General features: G+C 42.4%; 15 protein-coding genes. 6 read left to right on the plus strand and 9 right to left on the minus strand.

Annotation, left to right across the window (positions count from 1 at the left end; genetic code table 11):
* Window positions 1-585 precede the first annotated feature (585 nt).
* Together rbfA and DXD65_RS12935 are read left to right on the plus strand one after the other, a co-directional pair.
* Window positions 586-918 (plus strand): 30S ribosome-binding factor RbfA, encoded by a 333-nt coding sequence (rbfA, locus tag DXD65_RS12930; RefSeq protein WP_005834378.1) that lies wholly within the window; start codon window positions 586-588, stop codon window positions 916-918.
* Window positions 918-2,153 (plus strand): FtsX-like permease family protein, encoded by a 1,236-nt coding sequence (locus DXD65_RS12935; RefSeq protein WP_117887707.1) that lies wholly within the window; start codon window positions 918-920, stop codon window positions 2,151-2,153. The genes rbfA and DXD65_RS12935 overlap by 1 nt, the downstream gene beginning before the upstream one ends.
* 9 nt (window positions 2,154-2,162) lie before the next feature.
* On the opposite strand, the gene DXD65_RS12940 is transcribed toward DXD65_RS12935, so the two are convergent.
* The 3 genes from DXD65_RS12940 to aroQ all read right to left on the minus strand — a co-directional run bounded on the left by DXD65_RS12940 (window position 2,163) and on the right by aroQ (window position 4,808).
* Window positions 2,163-2,792: an O-methyltransferase gene (locus DXD65_RS12940; protein WP_035447197.1), complete on the minus strand. Its 630-nt coding sequence runs from the start codon at window positions 2,790-2,792 to the stop codon at window positions 2,163-2,165.
* A 118-nt stretch (window positions 2,793-2,910) separates the two neighbouring features.
* On the minus strand, window positions 2,911-4,368 hold the full coding sequence (pyk, locus tag DXD65_RS12945; RefSeq protein ID WP_005830765.1) for a pyruvate kinase: 1,458 nt from the start codon (window positions 4,366-4,368) through the stop codon (window positions 2,911-2,913).
* Window positions 4,369-4,388: 20 nt separating this feature from the next.
* The gene (gene aroQ / locus DXD65_RS12950; protein ID WP_005830766.1) at window positions 4,389-4,808 is read right to left on the minus strand and encodes a type II 3-dehydroquinate dehydratase; all 420 of its coding nucleotides are present in this window, start codon (window positions 4,806-4,808) and stop codon (window positions 4,389-4,391) included.
* Window positions 4,809-4,926: 118 nt separating this feature from the next.
* Between aroQ and xerD the strand changes: the two genes are divergently transcribed.
* The 4 genes from xerD (at window position 4,927) to DXD65_RS12970 (ending at window position 10,472) form a co-directional block, all read left to right on the plus strand.
* A complete protein-coding gene (gene xerD, locus DXD65_RS12955; protein ID WP_016272363.1) occupies window positions 4,927-5,880 on the plus strand; it encodes a site-specific tyrosine recombinase XerD in 954 nt (317 codons plus the stop codon).
* A 136-nt stretch (window positions 5,881-6,016) separates the two neighbouring features.
* A complete protein-coding gene (locus DXD65_RS12960) occupies window positions 6,017-7,711 on the plus strand; it encodes a tetratricopeptide repeat protein (RefSeq protein WP_117887708.1) in 1,695 nt (564 codons plus the stop codon).
* A 111-nt stretch (window positions 7,712-7,822) separates the two neighbouring features.
* A complete protein-coding gene (locus DXD65_RS12965) occupies window positions 7,823-8,896 on the plus strand; it encodes a TlpA disulfide reductase family protein (RefSeq protein WP_117887709.1) in 1,074 nt (357 codons plus the stop codon).
* Between the two features lie 37 nt (window positions 8,897-8,933).
* Window positions 8,934-10,472, plus strand: coding sequence for a YifB family Mg chelatase-like AAA ATPase (locus tag DXD65_RS12970; protein ID WP_005830774.1), 1,539 nt, complete (start codon window positions 8,934-8,936; stop codon window positions 10,470-10,472).
* A gap of 126 nt (window positions 10,473-10,598) precedes the next feature.
* On the opposite strand, the gene DXD65_RS12975 is transcribed toward DXD65_RS12970, so the two are convergent.
* From DXD65_RS12975 to DXD65_RS13000, 6 genes are all read right to left on the minus strand, one after another.
* Window positions 10,599-13,283, minus strand: a complete 2,685-nt coding sequence (locus DXD65_RS12975) for a discoidin domain-containing protein (RefSeq protein ID WP_008662537.1) — start codon at window positions 13,281-13,283, stop codon at window positions 10,599-10,601.
* Window positions 13,284-13,336: 53 nt separating this feature from the next.
* On the minus strand, window positions 13,337-14,527 hold the full coding sequence (locus tag DXD65_RS12980; RefSeq protein ID WP_005830778.1) for a glycoside hydrolase family 172 protein: 1,191 nt from the start codon (window positions 14,525-14,527) through the stop codon (window positions 13,337-13,339).
* A gap of 42 nt (window positions 14,528-14,569) precedes the next feature.
* Window positions 14,570-16,945 (minus strand): GH92 family glycosyl hydrolase, encoded by a 2,376-nt coding sequence (locus DXD65_RS12985; RefSeq protein ID WP_117887710.1) that lies wholly within the window; start codon window positions 16,943-16,945, stop codon window positions 14,570-14,572.
* Between the two features lie 76 nt (window positions 16,946-17,021).
* Window positions 17,022-18,812, minus strand: coding sequence for a RagB/SusD family nutrient uptake outer membrane protein (locus tag DXD65_RS12990; RefSeq protein ID WP_008662530.1), 1,791 nt, complete (start codon window positions 18,810-18,812; stop codon window positions 17,022-17,024).
* 28 nt (window positions 18,813-18,840) lie between these two features.
* Window positions 18,841-21,963, minus strand: coding sequence for a SusC/RagA family TonB-linked outer membrane protein (locus DXD65_RS12995; protein ID WP_198136114.1), 3,123 nt, complete (start codon window positions 21,961-21,963; stop codon window positions 18,841-18,843).
* A 176-nt stretch (window positions 21,964-22,139) separates the two neighbouring features.
* Window positions 22,140-23,684 (minus strand): ADP-ribosylglycohydrolase family protein, encoded by a 1,545-nt coding sequence (locus DXD65_RS13000; RefSeq protein WP_005830786.1) that lies wholly within the window; start codon window positions 23,682-23,684, stop codon window positions 22,140-22,142.
* Window positions 23,685-23,703 lie beyond the last annotated feature (19 nt).

The following is a 23,703-nucleotide window of genomic DNA, read 5'->3' on the forward strand; positions in this document are numbered from 1 at the left end:
TTCTGTCATTCCCTTATGTCTGTTCTGTCAACCCCTATATATTGATGAAAAACCACGGCTGTGAAGCATATTCTTCACAGCCGTGGCACGTCTTCTTCACGACTGTGGAAAAGGCGTACCACAGCCGTGCGCACATGATAAACCCAAAGGCTTCTCAAGACAAGCCACCGTGCAAAACACAACAGAAGCCTATGTAACACACAACGGAAGCCTATGCAAGAGACAAGAAAGCCCGGTCAGATGCGCAAAAAAACCGTTTCTACCCTCCCGGGTAAAAACGGTTCAAGTCAATAATACATGAAAAAACGCTATTTAGAGAGAGTCTCTTCTATAACGGAATGGTTCTCTTCCTTCTTCACTCATCATCAGCAGTTCTCCGAACTGACATCAAAGTTAGGGAAGCATAACAAGAACAACAAATAGAATCTACGAAAAGGCATATCTCATCGACAGAACGGAAAAGAATGAACCCTACAATAGGGAAAAGAATGAAAAAAAAGCTATAAACAGTCGGCAGAACGATATATTTCAGTAACTTTGCTAACGTGAAAACAGGCTGCACCCCAGCATAAAAAAATGAACAGTATGGAAACTACCAGACAAAATAAAATAGCCCGTCTCCTGCAGAAGGAACTGAGTGATATCTTCTTGTTGCAAACCAAGTCCATGCCCGGCATACTGATTTCCGTCAGTGCCGTACGCATCAGCCCCGACATGAGCGTGGCACGCGCTTATCTCAGTATATTCCCCTCGGAGAAAAGCGAAGAAATAGTCAAGAACATCAACGGAAACATGAAATCCATACGCTTTGAACTGGGTACCCGCGTACGCCACCAACTACGCATTATCCCCGAACTGAAGTTCTTCGTAGACGACTCACTGGACTATCTGGAACGAATTGACGAACTGCTGAAATAATGTCCCTTCCCTTCTTTATAGCCCGCCGCTACCTCTTCTCCAAGAAGAAACACAATGCCATTAATATCATCTCCGGTATTTCGGTGTGTGGAGTGGCATTGGCTACGTTGGCGTTGGTATGCACCTTGTCCGTGTTCAACGGTTTTCAGGACATGGTGGCAGGCTTTTTCACAGCCTTCGACCCGGAACTGAAAATCACCGTCCGCGAAGGTAAGGTTTTCGACCCGCACGAAGCGTGCATCCGGCAAGTACACGCCCTGTCCGAGATTGACGTGTGGACGGAAACACTGGAAGAGAATGCCATGGTGCAGTACAAGGACCGCCAGGCAATGGCCGTCATCAAGGGAGTGGAGGACAATTTCGAACAGCTTACATCCATCGACAGCTTGCTCTATGGGACGGGAAAGTTCCTACTGAGCGACTCGGTGGTGAACTATGGTTTTCTGGGTGTGGAACTTATATCCGAGTTGGGCACCGGCATTCAGTTCGTAGACCCGTTGCAGGTCTATGCCCCCAAACGGAACGTACGGGTAAACATAGCCAACCCCACTGCGGCTTTCAACCGGGAGTATCTCTTCTCGCCCGGCGCCATCTTTGCCGTCAACCAGCAAAAATACGATTCACGCTACATACTGACGTCACTTGACTTTGCCCGCCGTCTGTTCAATTATGACACGGAAGTCTCTGCCATCGAGATGAAACTGAAACCCGGTTCCAACATCGGCTCCGTACAAAAGAAAATAGCAGGCATTCTCGGCGACCGATTCATTGTACAGAACCGCTACGAGCAGCAGGCCGATGTTTTCCGCATCATGGAAATAGAGAAACTCATCTCTTATCTCTTCCTCACCTTCATTCTGGGTATCGCATGCTTCAATGTCATCGGTTCGCTGTCCATGCTGATACTGGACAAACGGGAGGATGTGGAGACACTGCGCAACCTGGGTGCCGACGACCGCCTCATAGCGCGCATCTTCTTGTTCGAAGGCAGGATGATTTCTGTATTCGGCGCCCTCTCCGGCATCGTTTTAGGATTGTTGCTGTGCTTTCTGCAGCAACGTTTCGGGTTGATTTCATTGGGGGGAGGCAATGGAAGTTTTGTAGTGGACGCTTATCCGGTAAGTGTACATGCCACGGATATTATTCTGGTATTCTTAACGGTCATCACTGTAGGCTTCTTGTCCGTATGGTATCCGGTGAGATACCTCAGCAAGCGGCTGCTGAGAAAAAGATAAAAAAAACAGTTACTTCTTACGGATAATCGTCAATCCGTCACGCAGGGGGAGAATGACTTTCTCCACACGCGCATCCCACGCCACCAAATCATTGAAGGCTTTGATACTGATTGTCTGCAGGTCTGTGCGATGGGGTTGTTCTTCCAGCACATGGCCATCCCACAAGGTATTGTCGGCAATGATATATCCACCGCCGGAAAGGCGGGCGAGCACCATTTCATAATAATCGATGTATTTGCGCTTGTCTCCGTCAATGAAGGCAAGGTCGAAAGTGAGGTCCAGTTGCGGTACCAGCTCCAAGGCATCGCCAATGTAGAACCTGATTTTATCCGCGTAATCGGAATTCTCCAGCCACGGACGGGTGAAGTCCTCCTGCTCGTCGTTGATTTCAAACGTATGCAGCATCCCGCCCTCCGGCAGTCCTTCTGCTATGCAAAGTGCGGAATACCCGCTATAAGTCCCTATCTCCAGCACCTGCCGGGGACGAATCATCCGGACAAACATCTTGAGCATACGCCCCTGCAAATGTCCGGAAGCCATGCGGGGATATAGCAACTTGACATGCGTGTCGCGATAGAGCGCTTTCAGATAATCGCCCTCATCATCAATGTGCTGCAAAATGTATTCGTCAATCGTCACTTTGTTAATGGATTATAGGTTAGGGATAAGGGATTAGGGGTTAGGGGTTAGTTCTGCGCACAATTATTAATTAATCATTAACCGCTAATCCCTAACCCCTTATCCTTAATCCCTTATCCTACAAGTATCTGTTACTGTTAGGCAGCACACTATCTTCAGCATGCTTCAAGGCATCTTCTACGACATTGATTTCAAGGAAAGAGGTCTGTGTGCCTTCCTTACCGCTACTCAGGTAGCCCACCATGTCCGTAGGACATAAACGACCTTCCTTCAACAAGCGGCGCAAGGCTGCAAAGTAATACTCCTGCCCGTTGGCAAGTTCGGGCATATAGATAGCTTCCACACCGTAGGAAAGGGCAAGGTGCCGCATGGTCTTTTCCTTGTAGCAGATGGCCAACACCGGATATTTGCCACGGAAAGCGGCAAGGTTACGGGCAGTACGGCCGCTGTAACTGTCGGTGATGATTGCACGGATTTTCAGTTTGGTGGTAGCCTTTACCGCTTGTTTGGCCAGGAACGCAGTCACGTCGTTGCTGTTCTCGTCCAGCGGAATACGGATATCGTTGTCAGACAGCTTGTCTTTCTCCGCTTGGGCGGCAATCTTGGTCATCGTCTTCACCGCTTCTACCGGATACTTTCCATAGGCGGTTTCACCGCTCAACATCAAGGCATCCGTACGATAATAGATGGCATTGGCAATGTCCGTTACCTCCGCACGGGTGGGACGCGGATTGGAAATCATGGTATGAAGCATCTGTGTGGCAACAATCACCGGCTTCTTGGCAAGAATACACTTGCGGATGAGCACACGCTGGATGCCCGGAATACGTTCCTGCGGAACTTCAATACCGAGGTCACCGCGAGCTATCATCACACCGTCGGCTACTTCCAGGATTTCATCGATATTATCAACGCCTTCCTGGTTCTCAATCTTAGCCACAATACGGATATCGCTGTTATGAGCGTCAAGAATCGCCTTGATGTCGAGTATATCCTGCTTATTGCGCACAAAGGAGTGGGCAATGAAGTCTATGTTCTTCTCAATGGCATAAAGAATATTGGTGCGGTCCTTCTCCGTCAGAGAAGGCAGATTGATGCGGACGCCGGGAACGTTGACGCTCTTGCGGCTGCCCAGAGTAGCCTCATTCTGTACTTCGCAGAGCAGGTAGTCGGGGGTCTTCTCTACAACAACCAACTCCAAGTCACCGTCATCAATAAGGATATGGCCGTCCACATTCAAGTCTTTGACGAAATGGGGATAGGATACCGAGATACATTCACGGGTAGTCTCCTGCTCCGGGTTGCCTACCACCTTCACGCGGTCGCCCGCCTTGAAAGGAATGGGCTCAGCCAGAACCGTCGTGCGGACCTCCGGTCCTTTCGTATCCATCAGGATAGCGATGCGGTTGGAAACCGTACGCACATTGTTTATCAACTTCTCGGCACCTTCACGGCCAAGATGTGCAGTATTCATACGTACAACATTCATACCTGCATCGAACAACTGCTTTATAAAATCAACATCACAGCGCTGGTCAGAAATCGTTGCGACAATCTTCGTTTGCTTCAATAACATAATCTATATACCTATTTTATTTAATAATCTTTTAACGCCTCCATGGCCAGACGGTAGGAGTTCAGCCCGAAACCGAGAATGACACCTTTACAAGCGCAGGAAATCATGGACACATGACGAAAAGCCTCGCGGGCATGTACATTAGAGATATGCACCTCAACCACCGGAGAAGTGACCGAACGGATAGCATCCTGCAGAGCGATGGACGTATGGGTGTAAGCACCCGCATTCAAAATGATGCCGTCCACATCAAAACCTACCTGCTGAATCTTGTCTATCAGCTCTCCCTCAATGTTGGACTGGAAATAGTCAATCTGTACATCCGCATATTTCTTACGGAGTTCGGCAAGGTAGTCTTCAAAAGTAACGCTACCGTAAATGGAAGGTTCACGTTTGCCCAAGAGATTTATATTGGGGCCGTTAATAATCTGTATCCTCATAACACAATTTTTTATACCTTTGCGGTGCAAAGATAGTGCAAACCGAAAGCAGATGCAAATTTATTTGCAATTTGCTGAAATGCAGCCTATTTTCGCGAAGCAAAGGTAGAAAAAAGAAATGAAATCAGAAGAAAAATCCACGAATAAGGAGAAACAAACGCTGATAATCAGAAAGTACCACCAGTATCTGAAACTGGAAAAAGCACTCTCACCCAATACAGTGGATGCTTACCAAACAGACTTACAGAAGCTGCTGCACTTTCTGGAAGGAGAGGGTATCGCTATCCTTGACACTACCCTGGATGACTTGCAGCATTTTGCCTCCGGACTGCACGACATCGGCATCCATCCCCGCTCGCAGGCACGCATCTTGTCGGGCATCAAGTCATTCTTCCATTTCCTCGTCATGGCCGACTACCTGGAGGGAGACCCCAGCGAACTGTTGGAGGGACCCAAAATCGGATTCAAGCTTCCAGAAGTACTGACAGTGGAAGAGATAGACCGCATCATCTCCGCCATTGACCTAGGCACAAACGAGGGGCAACGCAACCGGGCCATCCTCGAGACTCTATACAGTTGCGGTCTACGGGTATCGGAACTGTGCAATCTGAAAATCTCCGACTTGTATTTCGACGAAGGCTTCATCAAGGTAGAAGGTAAGGGCAGCAAACAGCGCCTTGTACCCATATCGTCCCGTGCCATCAAAGAGATAAGGAACTGGTTTGTAGACCGCAATGGAGGCTGGAAAATCAAGAAGGACTTCGAAGACTATGTATTCCTGGCACGCTGGGGCAAAAATATCTCGCGCATCATGGTATTCCATCTCATCAAGGAACTGGCAGAGAAGGCCGGCATCACCAAAAACATCAGTCCGCACACCTTCCGCCATTCCTTTGCCACCCACCTGCTTGAAGGAGGAGCCAACCTGCGCGCCATACAAAGTATGCTGGGCCACGAATCTATCGCTACAACAGAAATTTACACACATATTGACCGGCACAGATTGCGCAGTGAAATCATAGAACATCATCCCCGCAATATAAAGTACCGCAAAGAGCGGGAAATTCATTAAATTATGATAAAATTGCTGCACGAGTTAACAAACTGTAATAGGATTTAATATCTTTGCGTTGTTATGTCCATGCCTAAACAGCACACTAACATGGAATAGACAAATTTCAATTACAAACAATTAATTTATACCTAAAATGACTAAGAAATTGTATCTGCCGTTTTTAATGGCAATGATTGTTGCATTAATGACATCGTGCAGCAAAAAGATGGGTGAATTGTCATCAGATTATTTCACCGTAACTCCTCAAGTTCTGGAAGCTGTGGGTGGTAAAGTTCCCGCTACAATCAACGGAAAATTCCCCGAAAAGTACTTCAACAAGAAGGCTGTGGTAGAAGTGACCCCTGTGCTGAAATGGAATGGCGGCGAAGCTAAAGGCCAGTCGGCTGTGTTCCAGGGCGAAAAAGTAGAAGGTAACGACCAGACTATCTCTTACAAGATGGGCGGCAGCTACACTATGAAGACATCTTTCGACTATGTACCGGAAATGGCCAAATCCGAACTGTATCTGGAATTCAAGGCTACAGTAGGCAAAAAGACTGTCACTATCCCTGCTGTAAAAGTAGCTGATGGTGTAATCTCCACTTCTGAGATGCTGGAACAAACATTGGGCAGCGCTAACCCCGCCAATGGTGACGACGCTTTCCAACGTATCATCAAAGAAAAGCATGACGCCAACATCATGTTCTTGATTCAACAAGCCAACGTACGCGCCAGCGAATTGAAGACTGCCAAAGAATTCGGCAAAGAAGTGAAAAACATAGACGAAGCTGAAAACAAGAAAATCAGCAACATCGAAATCTCCGCATACGCTTCTCCCGATGGTGGTGTAGGCTTGAATACTACACTGGCTGAGAACCGCCAGGACAACACGGCTAAAATCATCAACAGAGATTTGAAGAAAGCAAAAATCGATGCAGCAGTAGACACCAAGTATACAGCTCAGGACTGGGAAGGCTTCCAGGAACTGGTATCCAAATCAAACATCCAAGATAAAGAATTGATTCTTCGCGTTCTTTCCATGTATCAGGATCCTGAACAAAGAGAACAAGAAATCAAGAACATCTCTTCTGTTTATAAAACTTTGGCTGACGAAATCCTGCCGCAACTGCGTCGTTCACGCCTGACTTTGAACTACGAAATCATCGGTAAGTCTGACGAAGAAATCGCAAACCTCGCCGACAGCGATGCCAAGCAGCTGAACATCGAAGAATTACTGTATGCCACCACCTTGACTAAAGATGCTGCCAAGCAAGAAGCCATCTTCACAAAAGCTACTCAAATCTACCCGAACGATTTCCGTGCTTACAACAACTTAGGTAAACTGGCTTATCAGGCTGGTGATCTTGACAAGGCTGAAAGCTACTTCAAGAAAGCTCTCTCCATCAAGGATGCTCCTGAAGCAAACATGAATCTCGGTCTGATTGCCTTGACCAAGGGCGACAGAACAGCAGCAGAAAGCTATCTGAGCAAGGCTTCCGGTTCTAAGGAACTGAACGAGGCATTGGGTAATCTGTATGTTGCTCAAGGACAGTACGACAAGGCTGTCAGCTCATTTGGCGACACTAAGACTAACAGCGCTGCTTTGGCACAAATCCTGGCTAAGGACTACAACAAGGCTAAGAACACACTGGCTGCTATCGAAAGACCAGACGCTTATACTGACTACCTGATGGCTGTACTTGGCGCAAGAACCAACAATACATCTATGGTAACCAGCAGTCTGAAGAATGCCATTGCAAAAGAACCGGCTTTGGCAAAGAAGGCTACTTCTGACCTGGAATTCGCCAAATACTTCACTAACACTGACTTTATGAATATCATCAAATAATAAAGGTTAGATTGAAAAGAACGTGCCCGGCATAGAAATATGTCGGGCATTTCTTTTTATTCACACCAAAAAGAAGTATTTTCGCGACGAAGTATCAGAAAAAGAACCGGAATGAAGAAAATCTATCTTGCATACCTTCTGCTTATTATATTGTCTGCCTGCGGCAGCAAAAATACAAATTCAGTCTACCTAAATGGTGAAATCAAAGGGCTGGGGAATGATACCCTTTATATATATGGTACGGACAAGTTCTATAACCGTATGGACACTCTGCTTGTCAAGGATGACAAGTTCTCTGCAACCCTCACCACCGACACACTTGCCTCTACATGGTTGCAATTCAGTGACGGTACAGAATATCCGCTTTACCTGGACAAAGGAGACAACATAAAGATAAAAGGCTCTGCCGCCGAACTTACTTCACTGGAAATCACGGGGAATGTTCCCAATGAAGAACTGACCGCCTTTCAGAAAGAGTTGAAAGGTTTGAGTACTCCCTCGGAGAAAGCATTGGAAGAAAAAGCAGAAGCCTTCATCAACAGCCATCCTTCTTCACTGGTAAGTATCTATCTGCTGGAGAAATATTTCGTGCAAAAACCGCAACCGGACTTCTCCTTAATCAAAGAAATGACAGAACACATGACCGGAGGCCTGAAAGACCGCCCATATGTGGACGAACTGCTTGACCTTATCCAAGAAGAAGAGAAGGTATCCGTCGGGAAAATCATCCCTTACGTCAACCTGCCCAATGCCAAAGGCACACAAATCAGCCGTACTAGCTTTAAGGACAAATATCTGTTGATACATTTTTGGGCATCTTGGGACCCGCAAAGCATGGAAGCCAACGCTGCCCTGCGCCGGATTTACAAGAAAGAAGAAAAGAACAAGCTATTCGCACTCTGGGGCATTTCCTTGGATATCGACAGAAAGGAATGGGAAGAAGCAATCAAAAGAGATACCCTGAAGTGGGAACAGAGTTGTGATTTCTCCGGATGGAACACAGCGCCCATCAAACAGCTCGCCATACAAGCATTGCCTGCCAATCTGTTCCTTAGCCCTTCCGGAAAAATTGAAGGGAAGAATATGAGTGAGGAAGACATCAAAAAGAAACTGGAGGAGATAGAGCAAAAGGAAAAAGAGAAGAAAGAGAGTGAAAAGAAACTCAAAAAACAAAACCGACGGTAGCCTATCCTGCCATCACTAACCCCTAATCACTAAAAACGTGCTCATAAAAGTTTTTGGAGCGGCTGTTCAAGGTATTGACGCAACCCTCATCACCATTGAAGTCAACAGTTCCAGAGGCTGTATGTTCTATTTAGTCGGTTTGCCGGACTCTGCGGTCAAAGAAAGCCATCAACGTATCATATCTGCTTTGCAGGTCAACGGCTACCGGATGCCGACCAGCAATATTGTCATCAACATGGCTCCGGCTGACATCCGCAAGGAAGGTGCAGCTTACGATTTACCTTTAGCCATCGGCATACTTGCCGCCAGCGAAGTTATCCAGTCCGATAAGCTGGAACGCTATCTGCTGATGGGTGAACTAAGCCTTGACGGCAGCCTGCAACCTATCAAAGGAGCACTCCCCATTGCCATCAAGGCCAGAGAACTGGGGTTTGAGGGTATGATTGTACCGCAACAGAATGCCCACGAAGCGGCAGTAGTAAACAATCTGAAAGTGTACGGAGCGGGAAACATCAAGGAAGTTATAGAATTCTTTAATGGCACGCAGGAATTAACCCCTACGTTAGTCAACACCCGCGAGGAATTCTATTCCCAGCAGAGCAACTTCGATTTCGACTTTGCAGAAGTAAAAGGACAGGAAAATGTGAAACGAGCCTTGGAGGTAGCTGCTTCGGGCAGCCACAATATACTTCTCATCGGTTCGCCGGGCAGCGGTAAGTCCATGCTTGCCAAGCGTCTGCCATCTATACTTCCTCCCCTCTCTTTGGGAGAGAGTCTGGAAACGACCAAGATTCATTCTGTTGCCGGAAAGTTGGGCAAAGACGGTGGACTCATCTCGAAACGCCCGTTCCGCGCCCCTCACCACACCATTTCTACGGTAGCGATGACCGGTGGAGGAAGTTTCCCCCAGCCCGGTGAAATCAGTCTGGCACATAACGGAATTTTATATCTTGATGAACTGCCAGAGTACAGCCGTAACGTATTGGAGGTTCTTCGCCAACCGCTGGAAGATAGGAAGATTACCGTGTCACGCATCCGATGCAATGTAGAGTACCCGGCAAGTTTTATGCTGGTAGCCTCTATGAATCCGTGTCCATGCGGGTATTACACGCATCCCACCAAGGCTTGTGTATGCAGTCCTGGACAAGTACAAAAGTACCTGAACCGCATATCCGGACCTTTGCTCGACCGTATCGACCTGCAAATTGAAGTCACCCCACTCCCCTTTGAAGAGATGGCAGATTCTCGCCCCGGCGAATCGAGCGCCACCATACGCGAGCGTGTGATACGTGCCCGACAAATTCAAGAAGCAAGGTATGCAGACATTCCCGGCATATATTGTAATGCCCAGATGAACAGTAAACTGCTTGCTCGCCACGCCCGTCCGGATGACAAAGGACTTGCCATGCTCAAAACTGCCATGAACCGCCTAAACCTTTCGGCCCGCGCCTACGACCGTATATTGAAAGTATCACGCACCATCGCCGACCTGGAAGGCTGCGAATTGATACAGCCGGCACACTTGGCGGAAGCTATCGGATATAGAAATCTGGATAGGGAGGACTGGGCAGGATAAATCGTCGCGAAATAAAAATATAAAATTCCGTGGAACTTCCCAGCCCCACGGAATCATGATCAAGAAATCTATTATCTTTTTATAATAGTAGTTCTCCACATATTATACAGAAGAAATTCTCACATCTTATTCTTCATTTTGAATACCGAGTATCATATACCCATAAGGAGGCAATGTAATATGATAGTCCTCAGACAATACAGGTGGTATATTATCTCCATCCAATAGATTTAGAGGAGTTTGTCCCAGCAAGATACCCGTATTCTTCAAATTCACAGAAATGGTTTCCGTACTATTCTGGAAATTCATAATGACTAGGGCCGAAACTTTCCCATCTTTATTGCTTCGTTTAAAGACAGTATACTTACTATCATCATTTGAAGGAATACAAGTGCGCTGTCCCATGGGAGCCAACCCGTTATAGCCATTCTGCAACCTGATTAAATCATAAAACTTCTTCTGGTCCTTTTGAGGCCACTTATCAAGAATTAATTGGGCTATATAATCCGAATGATGATCACCATAATGGTTTATTACTACTGTCCCCATGGAAATTAAATAAGCCAATTCAAAAAGGCGCTCCTCATTAGTAGCTGGAATCTCCCACATTGGTGGAGTAATAGTTGTTGCCCCCAATGCCACAATACGGTCTCTATAACTCTTCAACTTTCCATTCAATTCACATGGGTTCTGATTTCTTCTGGCATTTAAGACCTCACTTCTTTTTCCACCGCCCCAACCATACATATCAAAACCTTGAATTAGTTTAAAATCAAACCTGCTAATCCATTTTTCAATATTTGAAGCTCCCTCCGCATTAGTTAGAATGCCTCTACGATTTAAAACTTTTATAATAGACTCATTGATAATATCGTCAGTAATACCATCATAGACCTCAGGAGCATCCAGAAGTATTCCATCCACCCCCTTATCTGCCCAAAAGTCCAGATAATTCCGACACTCTTCCTGCCACTCCCAATTGTTAAAGTTGTAGCTTGGAATGCGTCCTTCAGCCCCATCCGAGTTTCCCCAACACGAATAGTAATAAGCCTGGGCTCTGTCACTCCAAAACCAATTGTCATTCAACTTCTTATCACTGAAATGAAACCAGTTCCTCTCCTTACTATATACACCATTACGCTGATCATCACATGCTTTTTCAAAGAAAGGAGCTTTATACCAACAATAACCAACATTTCCAAAGAAAGTCAGCCTCATATCCCGTGCATGTACTTCACGGAGAAGGTCCTCAAAATCTTCCAATGTTCCAATAGACGGGTCTATGGCATAGTTATTTGTAGCTCCAAGCCCTCCCCACACACTAGGATCACCTTCATATATAGCCGAAAGTTCAATATTACGATAACCTTGTGCCTGCAATATATCCAAACTGTCTTTTATAGAGTTAAGCGTTTGGCGATAGTATTTGGGGTAATACCTTGTCATACCAGAAGTCTCTTCCCACCACGTTGCATTACGTGGTGAACCAAACCCCTTAATGACCAACGAACGGCTACCTGCTCTACTTTTACTTTTGGCATCCAATATAGTTAATTTGATATACCGATATACACCATTCAATTCTTTTACGTACTCAGTACCGGCAATACCCGAACGACAGTCTGCCAATAAGTCCCATTTTTTATTATCATTTGACCCTTCAATAATAAAGGACCAAACATCTTTTTCCACAAAAGTCTGTTTTATATTCCGAACATCACATGGCAAACCTAAATCCGCACATAACCATTGCGGATAAGCATTATTGTCCGCATACCAAAAAGTAGTATTGTCACCATCAAAGGCCTTCTTCTGAGTATGATTATTGTCGCAAAACGAAGAAGTGGCAGCTAAAGCATTAAAGGCCAAATCCTCAAGTTCCCGACCGCCTAAAGAAACCACATCTTTTTCTGTTCCAAAAACTCGAAATTCACAACTGTGTGCCCAATATCCCTTCGCTGAGCCCAAAATAGTCAGTCTAATATAACGGAATTCTCCTGAAACCGGAGTTTTGAAATCAAATCCACTAATACCATCTGTATTATCAACCAAAACAGCCCAGTGCAATTCATCATTGGAACCTTCAATCTTAAACTTCCAGCTATCATGGTCTTTAAAGATTTGCTGAATTCCGGATAACGTACAAACCTCTTCCAGATCAACAGTCAAAGATTGGGGAAACTGCTCATTATCAGCAATCCAATAGGTTGACATATTTCCATCCAAAGCATCATTCGGATTATGATCCTTTTGCAGCACCACATTAGTGCATTGCTTACCTAAAGCAATATTCTTATCCGCATTTGTTCCATTTATAACAAATTCTTTCGAAGAAGGCAGAAAACCATCTTTAGACTCAAGGACAGTTAATTTTACATAACGGTACACGCCACTCACACTTTCTGCAAAAACATCACCGGAAGCTCCTTTCGTCTTATCTACCAACAGCAACCAATTCTCTTTATCAACAGAGCCTTCTACCTTGAATTTCCAAACAGACGATTCATGAAATACCTGACAAATGCTAGTCAATGAATAAGAGGTTTTCAAATCTACTACAATCCATCCGGCAGACTGGCTAGATTGCCAGAAAGAAGTCAAACTACCGTCTACAGCTTTGGCTGAAGAATGCTTCCCTTTGGAAGAAGATGCCACAGTGGACGCTCCTACCGATAAATTTCCTTTCCTTACTTCAAGAATATCCGTTCCAGACCTTGCAAAAGAGAAACTATCACCATACTTTTCCCGAGAATAGCCATGGAGAGATAGCATCATCACCAATACCCATACAATCTTAAATTTCATAATCATCTTAAATTTGTTTATCATGTTTATTTGAATCTCATAGATAGAACGTTATCGAATTATCCCCCAACTTGAGTTTCATTTCCCCACAGTTTGGCACCATTACCCAAATTCTTTCGCCACTCATGCCTCCATCTATGTATATCCTGATCACGAATAAAAGCTTTAGGCCTTCTATCTTCTTTGGTCGGAGCAGGAGGTAGAACTCCAGCTTCTGATTGATACCAGTATACCACACTACTAATATCCAGTGTCAAATTATTATTATGCCCATGTTCTATTGTCCCTCTTAACGATTTCTCAAAATAAATCGGATCTGCCACAAAGAAACGATACACATGCGTTCTTCCCAACCAACCATTGTCATTATTAACCCTTGCATAACCATAATAAGGATGATTGAACAAGGTCTTCGGACACCACGAAGTATTAAAAAAGTCTTCAGTGCCCGTACCTAACAAAGATGCCTTTTCTTCACCATCAATGAATATCATATCATCTCCTTCTCCATACCACATTGTTGAAGGAGAATGGACATAATAATTTATCCCTACAAAATGTCCTTTACCCTTTATATCAGCAAACAGATAGTTATTAGCACCGTCCACATTATTACCCATTGGTCCTACCAATCCCCATTCGGTTTCACCTTCTGGTAAAGCTTCCGTCAATTCATGATTATACCATGCATGGAAACGTCCTGAACCCACCGGCAATTTTCTCATTTCTACATAATCTACATAAAAATAGATGCAATCAATATTTATATCGCTTTGATTCTCTATCTCTAAACGGGCACCATTGGCAAAAGGCATCTGGAAATAAGAAACCAAACCAGTCCCATTTGTAGGACCAACTGCCAATGGGAGTGTAGCATATTCATAATGCTCGTCCCATCCATTTCCAAAAAAAGCAGCAATCGGAGACTCTACTGAAGGAGTAGACCGTCCATCCCAATATATCCTGAATATGAGATCATTTCTCATAATATGCATCGGGGCAATAGTAAACCAAATATGGTTAATAATACCAGTACCCGGAATATCAACACTCCATTTCTCTCCTGGTTTTATAGGACCTACATTATCATTATTATTCCCCGTTTTATCGGCACTACTTATTCTACGGTTACGGACACCTTCTTGAATAGTAGTCAACCCTCCTAGTTCTCCACCCCTCACTTGAGTATGACCATCTAAAGTTGCGAACATACTCAAAAAGAACAACATAATCAAATTTATTTTTTTCATTCTTAATGTATTAATCAATTAAACAATACACATATTGATTTTTTACTGGGTATTGGAAGACATGGAAGGTGGAGCATCTTGCGGCCTACTTCCCCATTTATAATTAGGCTTTTTCCCCATTATCAACTCCAGTTCCCCCCCATTTACCAGTTCAGAGTGATAGAACCAAGGTTTAGAAAGTTTCTTCCCGTTCAATTTGGCAGATTGTATATACCGATTCTCATTGGACACATTTTTTGCTTCAATTACAAACTTACCACCTTTATAGTATTTTTCATCCAAATGAATGGTTACCTTCTCAAATAATGGCGAACTAATCTCATAAAAAGGCTCCACACAGCCTCCTCCATTCACTTCAAACAGCCCCATTGCAGCCATTACAAACCAAGCTCCACCTTGTCCCTGGTCTTCATCACCCGGCCAACCATGAATAGGGGTCGAGCCATAATATTTATTCATCATTTCTCGTGCCCAGTACTGCGTTAACCAAGGCTTTCCAGAATAATTAAACAGAAAAGCCGCCTGCATACACGGTTGATTACCGTGATTCACATAAGCCGCACTGAACCTATCACCCGGAGGAGAGAAACTGTATTCAGAAGAAATTTCAAATCCTTCATTTAACCGACGGTTAAATTCTTCCCTACCAATCATCTTAACCAACTCATTCATATCATGAGGTACCATCCACGTATATTGCCACGAGTTACCTTCTACAAATCCAGAGCCCAGCCACGACCAACTGGTAGAATGCTCATCTTTATTAATAGGTTCAAAATCCGGCATCCACGTTCCATCACTATATTTCGGCCGGACATATTTCGTTTCCGAATCGAAAACATTTTTATAATTATAAGCACGTCTTGTAAAATAATCATAATCCTCTTCATAGCCAAGAGCCTTGGCAAATTGTGCCGCATTCCAATCATCAAAAGCGTACTCCAATGTATTAGAAGTTGGCCCCTCATAGGTAGTTCCAAAGACATTATGATGAGATTTCTCACCATAAGGCACAAATCCATACTTCAAGTAAACATCCAAATGCCTATTGCCTACAATACCACCAGAAGAAAGTGCTGTTCCCTGTGTTGTCAAGGTCTTTTTAACAGCTTCATACGCTTTATCTACATCATAATTACGAATACCTTTCTGATATGCACTCACCATAAGAGGTATCTCATGCTGAGCTCCCATAATATCACAATACTCCACTCCCGGAGGTCCATTGGGTAACCATCCACCCACTCTGTAATACTCCAATAATGACTCTACCCACTTATTCATAATGTCTGGAGTAGCAAGTGCCCACAATTGATTGAGATTCCAAAAAGTATTCCAAAAAGCATCACAGCCATAAATAGGCGAAGCAGGATCTTTCAATTGTTGTGTTCGCTCATACATATCAACATATTGACCGTCCACATCACTGAAAATAGTCCTTGAACAATAAGAACGATATAAATTCGTATAGAACTTTCGTTTATCTTCCTCAGTTCCTCCTTCAATTTCAATGGTGCTTAAGATTTTTCTCCATTCATTAACGGCATATTTACGGACTGCATCAAAGTTCCAGCCAAAGCCTCCAGACTCCACTTCCAAATTCTTTCGTGCTTGTTCAATACTCACATACGATATAGCAGTCTTAAGCTGGATAATCTCACCCTCCTCCGTATCAAAATTCATAAAAGCACCGATATCATGTCTTCCCCAACAAATGCTTGAAGTAGTATCCACATACCCATTGACCCATGTTCCAAAAGATTTCATCGGTTTATCGACACGAGCAACAAAATATACTGTATAATCATTCAGCAGATTGGTTGGCTCATCATACGACGATTGGGTAGAGAAACCTTCTATTTCATAATCACTGACTTTGGATATAGAAGCCCATCTAACTTCATATGGATATTCCGAACCATTCTCCAAATCAAATAAAATACGGGAACTATCCGATTTTGGAAATGTATACCTTTGAAACCCCGTACGTGTTGTAGAAGTTAGTTCCGCTTTTATATTATAATCATCCAAAAGGACTGAATAATATGATAAAGAAGCTTTCTCATTTTTATGATTAATACGGGAGCGGTAGCCGCTATCAGGTTCGTTTTCTTCTCCCGGCTTAATTTTCAGAGGTCCGGTAACAGGCATGGTCAGTAAGCCCCCCATCGTCCAACTATGTATATGACTAAAACCTATGATCTGATTAATTTTATACTCATAACCACCTCTCCATACATTCCCCTGATTGTCCGGACTAAGCTTTACCATTCCGAATGGCATAGCTGGTCCGGGAAATTGCATCCATCTCGAATCAGAATTTCCAATCATAGGATCAACGTACTCTGTGACATCCCTTGACTGTCCCCAAAGAGAAGAGCTAAAGTATAACAAGAACAATAATATCACCTTTTTCATACTTATAAGTATATGAATTTCATATAAATACTTTACATGCCTACCGAACCTCTTTGATTAAGTTCAAATTCAGCTATCAATTAATTCCACCCCATCCCGGATTCTGTACAAAAATATCAGGATTCTTATTAACTTCATCTTGATGGAACGGCCACAAATAGTGCTTAGGTGCCTCAAATACTCTTTCCTCAACCAAAGTACGTTTAAAGAAACTATTATCACGGGCACCAATATCCATACCATGGACCGCTTTTACCTGATCGCTTATCTTCCAACGATTACAATCGAAATACCGATGAGTCTCCAAAGCTAATTCCACTTGACGTTCGCGTCTAATTTTTTGTCTCATTTCATCTTGAGACAAACCTGCCTTCAACCCTGGCAATCCCGAACGTTTACGAATCAAATTTACATATTTATAGACATCATCCACCGGACCAGAAGCCTCATTCAATGCTTCTGCATAATTGAGGTAAAGTTCCCCCAAACGGAAATAATTCCATGTCTTATTTACAAAAACTCCTCTTAAAATATCTACACCATCCTCATCCAAAAACTTACGCATCAGATAACCAGTAGTTGTATAGTCAGGTCCACCAGTACGTCCATCAGGAGCTCCCATACGGAAATCAATCTGACGTCCTCTCCAGTAAGCACCGCTATAAGTAACTGTTGCATAGAATCTCGGTTCTCTGTCTACAAACATATTAAAAGTATTTTCCGGATAATACCCCTCTGCATCTGCCTCTTCCGTAAACCCTTCTTCAGAATATCCTGATTCAGAATTAATTATTGGACTACCATCAGCATTATATCCTAAAATAGGAGTTGTACCATCTGCCATTTCATATGCATCAACAAGCTCCTGAGTAGGACATAAGCCTGACCAACCGCCTAAACTGAGCGGAGCGGCAGCACGTTCCATCTGGTCATAAATCGCCACATTCTTTGCAAAAATAATCTCCTTATTCCAGTTCTCTACAAACAAGTAACGGTAATTCTCCATTGGGTCACCTGACGGTGCATAATACAACCCATAACCTGCCTTTTCCATTTCATCTATACATGTTTTGGTATATTCGGCAGCAATCTTCCAACGTTCCGCTTCATAAGAGAGGGGGAACAAGTGATTTCCTTCTTTATCTGTAAAGTTTGCATAATCAGGATTACCATTCCACAAGGGGCTAGCCCTATAAAGTAAAGCCCTCGCCTTTAATGCCATAGCAGCAGCTTTTGTCACACGACCATATCTGTCTGCTCCTTCTTTCATTTTCAGCATACCTCCAGCCTTATCACACTCGTTAGTAATAAAATCTACACACTGATCTAACGGCATTCGTTTACACAATTCTGAAAAATCTTCATTGGGATCAAATACTTTCTCTGTAATGTGTATCGGCCCATAAATACGCAATAATTGGAAATGAAAAAATGCACGTAAGAAAGTAGCCTCTCCAATCCAACCGGCACGCTTTGACTCATCCATAGGAACCTTAGCTACATTTTCAAGAAAGATATTCGTTTTTCTAATACCCTGGTATGCCATATTGGAAATATCTTTTAAAACATTATCAGGTGTCCAGGACCCATTATTCATGAAGTAGGCAAAACAATTTGTATAAGGATAATCCAGCTCATCTGCCGCACCAACGAATGGATTGTGCCCCCAATCATTCGTGAAATTCAATTCCCAGGGCATATTCCAATAAATGGATGATAAGAATTGCTCTGCATAATTCTCTCGTGTAAACACATCATCAAGGGTCAAATCTTCATCAGGTGCTTTATCTAAGTAATCAGCACATGAAGTATTTACTCCCAATAATATCATCAACAAAGTGATGCAAACTATATTAATACGTTTCATATTCGCTCAAGTTTAATCGTTCTACTTTTTAAAAATCCACTGCAAGTCCAAAATTCACAGCCCGTTGAATAGGATACCAATTATCAGATTCCGGATCAATTGTGTGATTAATCTTATCCCATGTATAAAGGTTAGTTCCGTTTACAAACACTCTGAGATTATTGATCTTCAATTTACTTACAACTTTCTTTGGCAAAGTATAGCCAACTTCCAGATTCTTCAAACGCAAATAACTAGCATCTTTCTGCCAAACCGTCGACCGCCGCATACTTTGTACATTAAAGCCATCCGTAACCACCGGATATTTTGCTGCACCAGCAGTTTCAGGTGTCCAACGATTGTCATAAATTTCCTTGAATACATTGAAAAAGCCCATACCACTAGCAAATGGCCAGAAAGTACGATCTTCGAAGAAAGTACTCGTACGAGCAGCACCTGTAAAATAGGCACTCAAATCAAATCCCTTATATTCAATCGTACCACCAAATCCAAAAACCAATTCTGGTTCACGAGTATAACCTATTGCGCATTGGTCATTTGAATCAATAATATTATCTCCATTGATATCCTTATATTTCACATCTCCCGGTATTGGACGTCCACCCAATAAAGACTGGTCATACCAATTGTCAATATCTTCTTCTGATTCAAAAAATCCAGCAGCTACCAAACCGAACGGTTGACCGATAGGATGTCCTATCTCGGACAAATTTGAATAGAGTGGATCGGCTTTATCATTTTCAAGTACTTTACTACGAGCAAATGTTACATTCCCGCGTAATGAATAGAACAATCCGGAAGAAGTACGATCTTTAAATTCCAACAATGCATCAAAGCCTTTATTTTCTGCTTTTCCCAAATTACCCCATAAAACACTTGCAGCCAAGAAACCTGCTCCCGTTGGTACAGATTGGCGTTGCATTAAAATACCCTTTCTTTTTTCATAGAAAAAATCCATCTGTAAACTAAAACGGTCTTTCCACAAACCTAAATCAAGTCCTAAATTCGTTTTAACCGCAGTTTCCCAAGTAACATTGTTGTAGCCAATCTTAGATTCAATAATACCGGGCCATCTAATTTGATCTTGTCCAAAATAGTACACTTGTTCCCAATTCTGATCCATCTTTGTCAAATACAAAAAACGATCACCACCAATTTGGTCATTACCAACTTCTCCATGTGAAAATCTTAATTTCAAATTGCTTACTAAATTATCTTTCCAAAAAGATTCTCCAGAAACTAACCATCCTAAAGATATAGCAGGGAAGAAGCCCATTCGCTTTCCTTTCGGAAAGTTCTCTGATCCATTATAGCCCGCATTAAATTCTATAAAGTATCGCTGTGCATAGTCATAAGTCGCGCGCATCGCCAAACCTTGACTTCGATAAGGTAAATTCATAATAGAAGTCCCAGCAGACAAATTATCATATTGTCGACGATTTAAAAGTAACATACCTGCAACAGAATGTTTATCGAATGTGCGTTGATAATTTACCGAAAAATCCATATAGATAGCACGATTTGAATTTTGTTCGATACTATACCCCATTGCCTTATCGTCCCGGTGTGTAATATATTGATCTTCTCCAGTTTGTTCATTCTTGCCAATATATTGCTTTATACCAAATTCCTTATATCTCAATGCTTTGTTTGCGTGATAAAAGTCAAAAGAGAAATGCCCCTTCACCGATAGTCCTTTTGTTACTAAACGAGATAAGTCCCAGGTTAAACCTGCTGTAGATTGTATAGTAGTCAAATGCTCATCAGAGTAACCCGTTTGCGTAGATTGTCCCCATGGATTAGAGCCGATATACGTAGGCAGACCACTGATACTTCCATCCGGATTCGTCACAGGAAATGCAATAGGTCCAGTATCACGTAAACCATTAAAGATACCTGCTGCACCAGCACCCGGATAATTACGGTCATCAATAATACCACCAACACCCAGCTCTACAACCAAGTCTCTAGTCAAGTTTATATCTACGTTAGAACGATAATTATATCTGGAAACTTTTGCATTCGTATTATGAGGATTACTTTTATCCGTTTTATATATACCTGTCTGCATTGAATATCCCAAATTCACGTAATACCGTACTATTTCATTACCGCCAGTTACACTCAAATTGTTTATTGTCTGATATGAATTTTTATTAAGAACCTTATCTATCCAATCCACATTCGGATATAAATAAGGATCTGAACCTGTACGGAATTTCTCCAACTCTTCATTAGACCAACGAGGAGCCTTGCCCACATTAGCCAATCCCTCGTTCATTAATGAGGCATATTCATAACCGTCAATATAATTACGCTCGGCCAAGCTGGAAAGAATAGCAGATTCTGTTCGGAACGAGACTTGAGGCTTACCTTGCTTACCTCTCTTTGTATTAATCAGAATAACGCCATTAGCACCTTTCACACCATAAACAGCAGTTGCCGAAGCATCCTTAAGTACAGACAAACTTTCGACTTCATCTGGATTTACTGAACTTATAGACCGCTCAATACCATCTACTAAAACCAAAGGTGCCTTTTCTCCCCAAGTTGCAATACCACGAATATAAATAGACGCTGCATCAAATCCTGGTTCACCAGATGTCTGTCGTGTTATAATACCTGGCATGCGACCAGAAAGCGCATTTGGTAGTGAAGTGGTTGCAGTTTGCTTAATAGCTTTAGGAGCAATGTTGGATATAGATCCTACTACACTGACCTTTTTCTGAGTACCATACCCTACCACCACAACTTCTTCCAATTGAGTATCTCCCTCTTTCATTATGATTTCCAGATTCTCTTTTCCATTAACTGGCAGTTCAAGATTTCCAAAGCCAACATAAGTAAACAACAATACACCGTCACTAGGAGCTTCTAATGTAAATTGTCCATTAGCATCAGTAATCGTACCGATAATTGTTCCTTTTACTACAACATTTACACCAGGAAGAGTAATACCAGCCTCATCCTTTACGATACCTGTAACTTTAATCCTTTGAGAAGGAGACATAAAAGCAACATTGTCAGTGTCAAAGGAAACAGATTCACCTAATACATTCAAGGGAAATGCCAAACACCCTATAAATGCATACAACTTAAAATTCCAAAGAAAACTCTTTTGAATTTCTGTTCGAACGCTTTTGTTTTTCATAATTTTAAATACCATATTTTTAGTTCAACAAAGAAGTAGATATAGTAATTTACCCATACCTATTACTAAGAGCAAAAGTAGACTATAGAACAGTATTTCGATGAAACAAATGTCTCATTAAATACCATAAACATCCCCTTAAGGAGAAAAAAATAGAATTTTTTTCCTATACAGAACTAATAGGAACTTTGTTGTTTCTTATCAGAATACACAATATATTCCCATGAACGCAATAATGCATTAACATTCTGTTTATCAACCACTACCTTGATATTATGTTTTCCATTGGGCAATTGATAATTCCAGAAAAGATCTAAACGACGATAACGGAAACTTGTTGGAAACTCAGCTTCCTCTACAAAATGATTATCAATATAAAGTTTTGCTTTTATAATATCATCCGGTTGACTATAGTCCCTACGAATCGCCTCACCCCTAATTACAAAACCAACCCCATCTATGTCAAAAGATAAAGTATCAATATCTGTACAGTTCAATCCTTTCTTAACCAGCGGATACACTCCTTCAAAACATTGTTCTAAACGTACAGCAGTAGGCTTTTGTATCGGTAGCATTACCTGATTGTCAAACACCGTCCCTCCATTTTTCTCTATCATTAGAAGAGCATGTCTATAACTAATAGCATATAAATCATCTAAACTCAATGAAGTATATTTAAATTTCTTGGCTTCTGCTCCTCTCAAACCTTGCATCCAATATTCCGGAATCTGACTATAGCCCAGCATCACACCTAAAATACCACCGGCAGAAGAAGGATTACAATCAGAATCTTGCCCAGCACGTGTAGATATTTCCATTGTTTTAGTAAAATCTCCATTACCATACAACAAACCAAGAACAATATAAGCTGCATTTATCTTTGCATCAATATCTAATGGTACAAAAACTCCATCAGGACATCCAACTTCTTCCGAATAATGTTTCTGCAATTCAAACCATGTCTGTTTCCAATCATCCGGGTATTGTTTATGCCATTTTATTACATCCGAAATACATTGATAGAATGTACTTTCAATAGGTATGGTTTTCAAAGCTTCCTCCACAATATACTGAATATCATTTGATATAAAAGCCAAACTATACATCGCACCCACATATACTCCACCATACCAACCATCACCATAACACATAATATGTCCAATCTTATCGCTAATCTCAGAAGCAGAATTTGGCATACCTGGATTCATCAAGCCAGCAAAATCAGCTTCAATCTGATAATCTATATCATCCGCATGGGGATTAAACAACCAATGCCCAGACTCCTTTACCCCATGTAAAATATTGTATCTAGCAGCCTGATTAGCATGCCACAAATTATAGTCTGCCGTCGCAAATGCAATGGCAAAAGAATCAACAGGAGCGTCTAGTCCAACTCTTTCCAATACATCTACAAATGTCAAATCCATATAAATATCATCATACAAATCGGGCCAAGAATCCATTAACTCTTGTACATAGCCTTCATGCCATGGGATAGACTGATAATCTTGTATAAATGTTCCCTGATATCTGAACTCCGTATGACTGCCAAAACTAACTCCAATGGTTTGTCCTGCCCATCCTCCTTTTATTTTATCCAAAAGTTGGCTTGTAGACATGGTATTTGTAACTGACGAAGATTGTTGGTGGCAAGAAGTCATTGTTCCTCCAGCCAAAAACAAGATTAATACAATAACTAATTTTTTTCCGATTGTTTTCATAATATTATCTCATAAGTAT

It is taken from the genome of Bacteroides sp. 4_1_36 (genome assembly GCF_003466325.1).
Lineage (GTDB): Bacteria > Bacteroidota > Bacteroidia > Bacteroidales > Bacteroidaceae > Bacteroides > Bacteroides uniformis.

Excerpts from the sequence above, each read along its gene's own strand:
- aroQ (WP_005830766.1), bottom strand. The coding sequence starts at position 4,808 with ATGAGGATACAGATTATTAACGGCCCCAATATAAATCTCTTGGGCAAA.
- rbfA (WP_005834378.1), top strand. The coding sequence starts at position 586 with ATGGAAACTACCAGACAAAATAAAATAGCCCGTCTCCTGCAGAAGGAA.
- DXD65_RS12975 (WP_008662537.1), bottom strand. The coding sequence starts at position 13,283 with ATGATTATGAAATTTAAGATTGTATGGGTATTGGTGATGATGCTATCT.
- DXD65_RS12990 (WP_008662530.1), bottom strand. The coding sequence starts at position 18,812 with ATGAAACGTATTAATATAGTTTGCATCACTTTGTTGATGATATTATTG.
- pyk (WP_005830765.1), bottom strand. The coding sequence starts at position 4,368 with ATGTTATTGAAGCAAACGAAGATTGTCGCAACGATTTCTGACCAGCGC.
- DXD65_RS12995 (WP_198136114.1), bottom strand. The coding sequence starts at position 21,963 with ATGAAAAACAAAAGCGTTCGAACAGAAATTCAAAAGAGTTTTCTTTGG.
- xerD (WP_016272363.1), top strand. The coding sequence starts at position 4,927 with ATGAAATCAGAAGAAAAATCCACGAATAAGGAGAAACAAACGCTGATA.
- DXD65_RS12935 (WP_117887707.1), top strand. The coding sequence starts at position 918 with ATGTCCCTTCCCTTCTTTATAGCCCGCCGCTACCTCTTCTCCAAGAAG.
- DXD65_RS13000 (WP_005830786.1), bottom strand. The coding sequence starts at position 23,684 with ATGAAAACAATCGGAAAAAAATTAGTTATTGTATTAATCTTGTTTTTG.
- DXD65_RS12965 (WP_117887709.1), top strand. The coding sequence starts at position 7,823 with ATGAAGAAAATCTATCTTGCATACCTTCTGCTTATTATATTGTCTGCC.
- DXD65_RS12980 (WP_005830778.1), bottom strand. The coding sequence starts at position 14,527 with ATGAAAAAAATAAATTTGATTATGTTGTTCTTTTTGAGTATGTTCGCA.
- DXD65_RS12960 (WP_117887708.1), top strand. The coding sequence starts at position 6,017 with ATGACTAAGAAATTGTATCTGCCGTTTTTAATGGCAATGATTGTTGCA.
- DXD65_RS12985 (WP_117887710.1), bottom strand. The coding sequence starts at position 16,945 with ATGAAAAAGGTGATATTATTGTTCTTGTTATACTTTAGCTCTTCTCTT.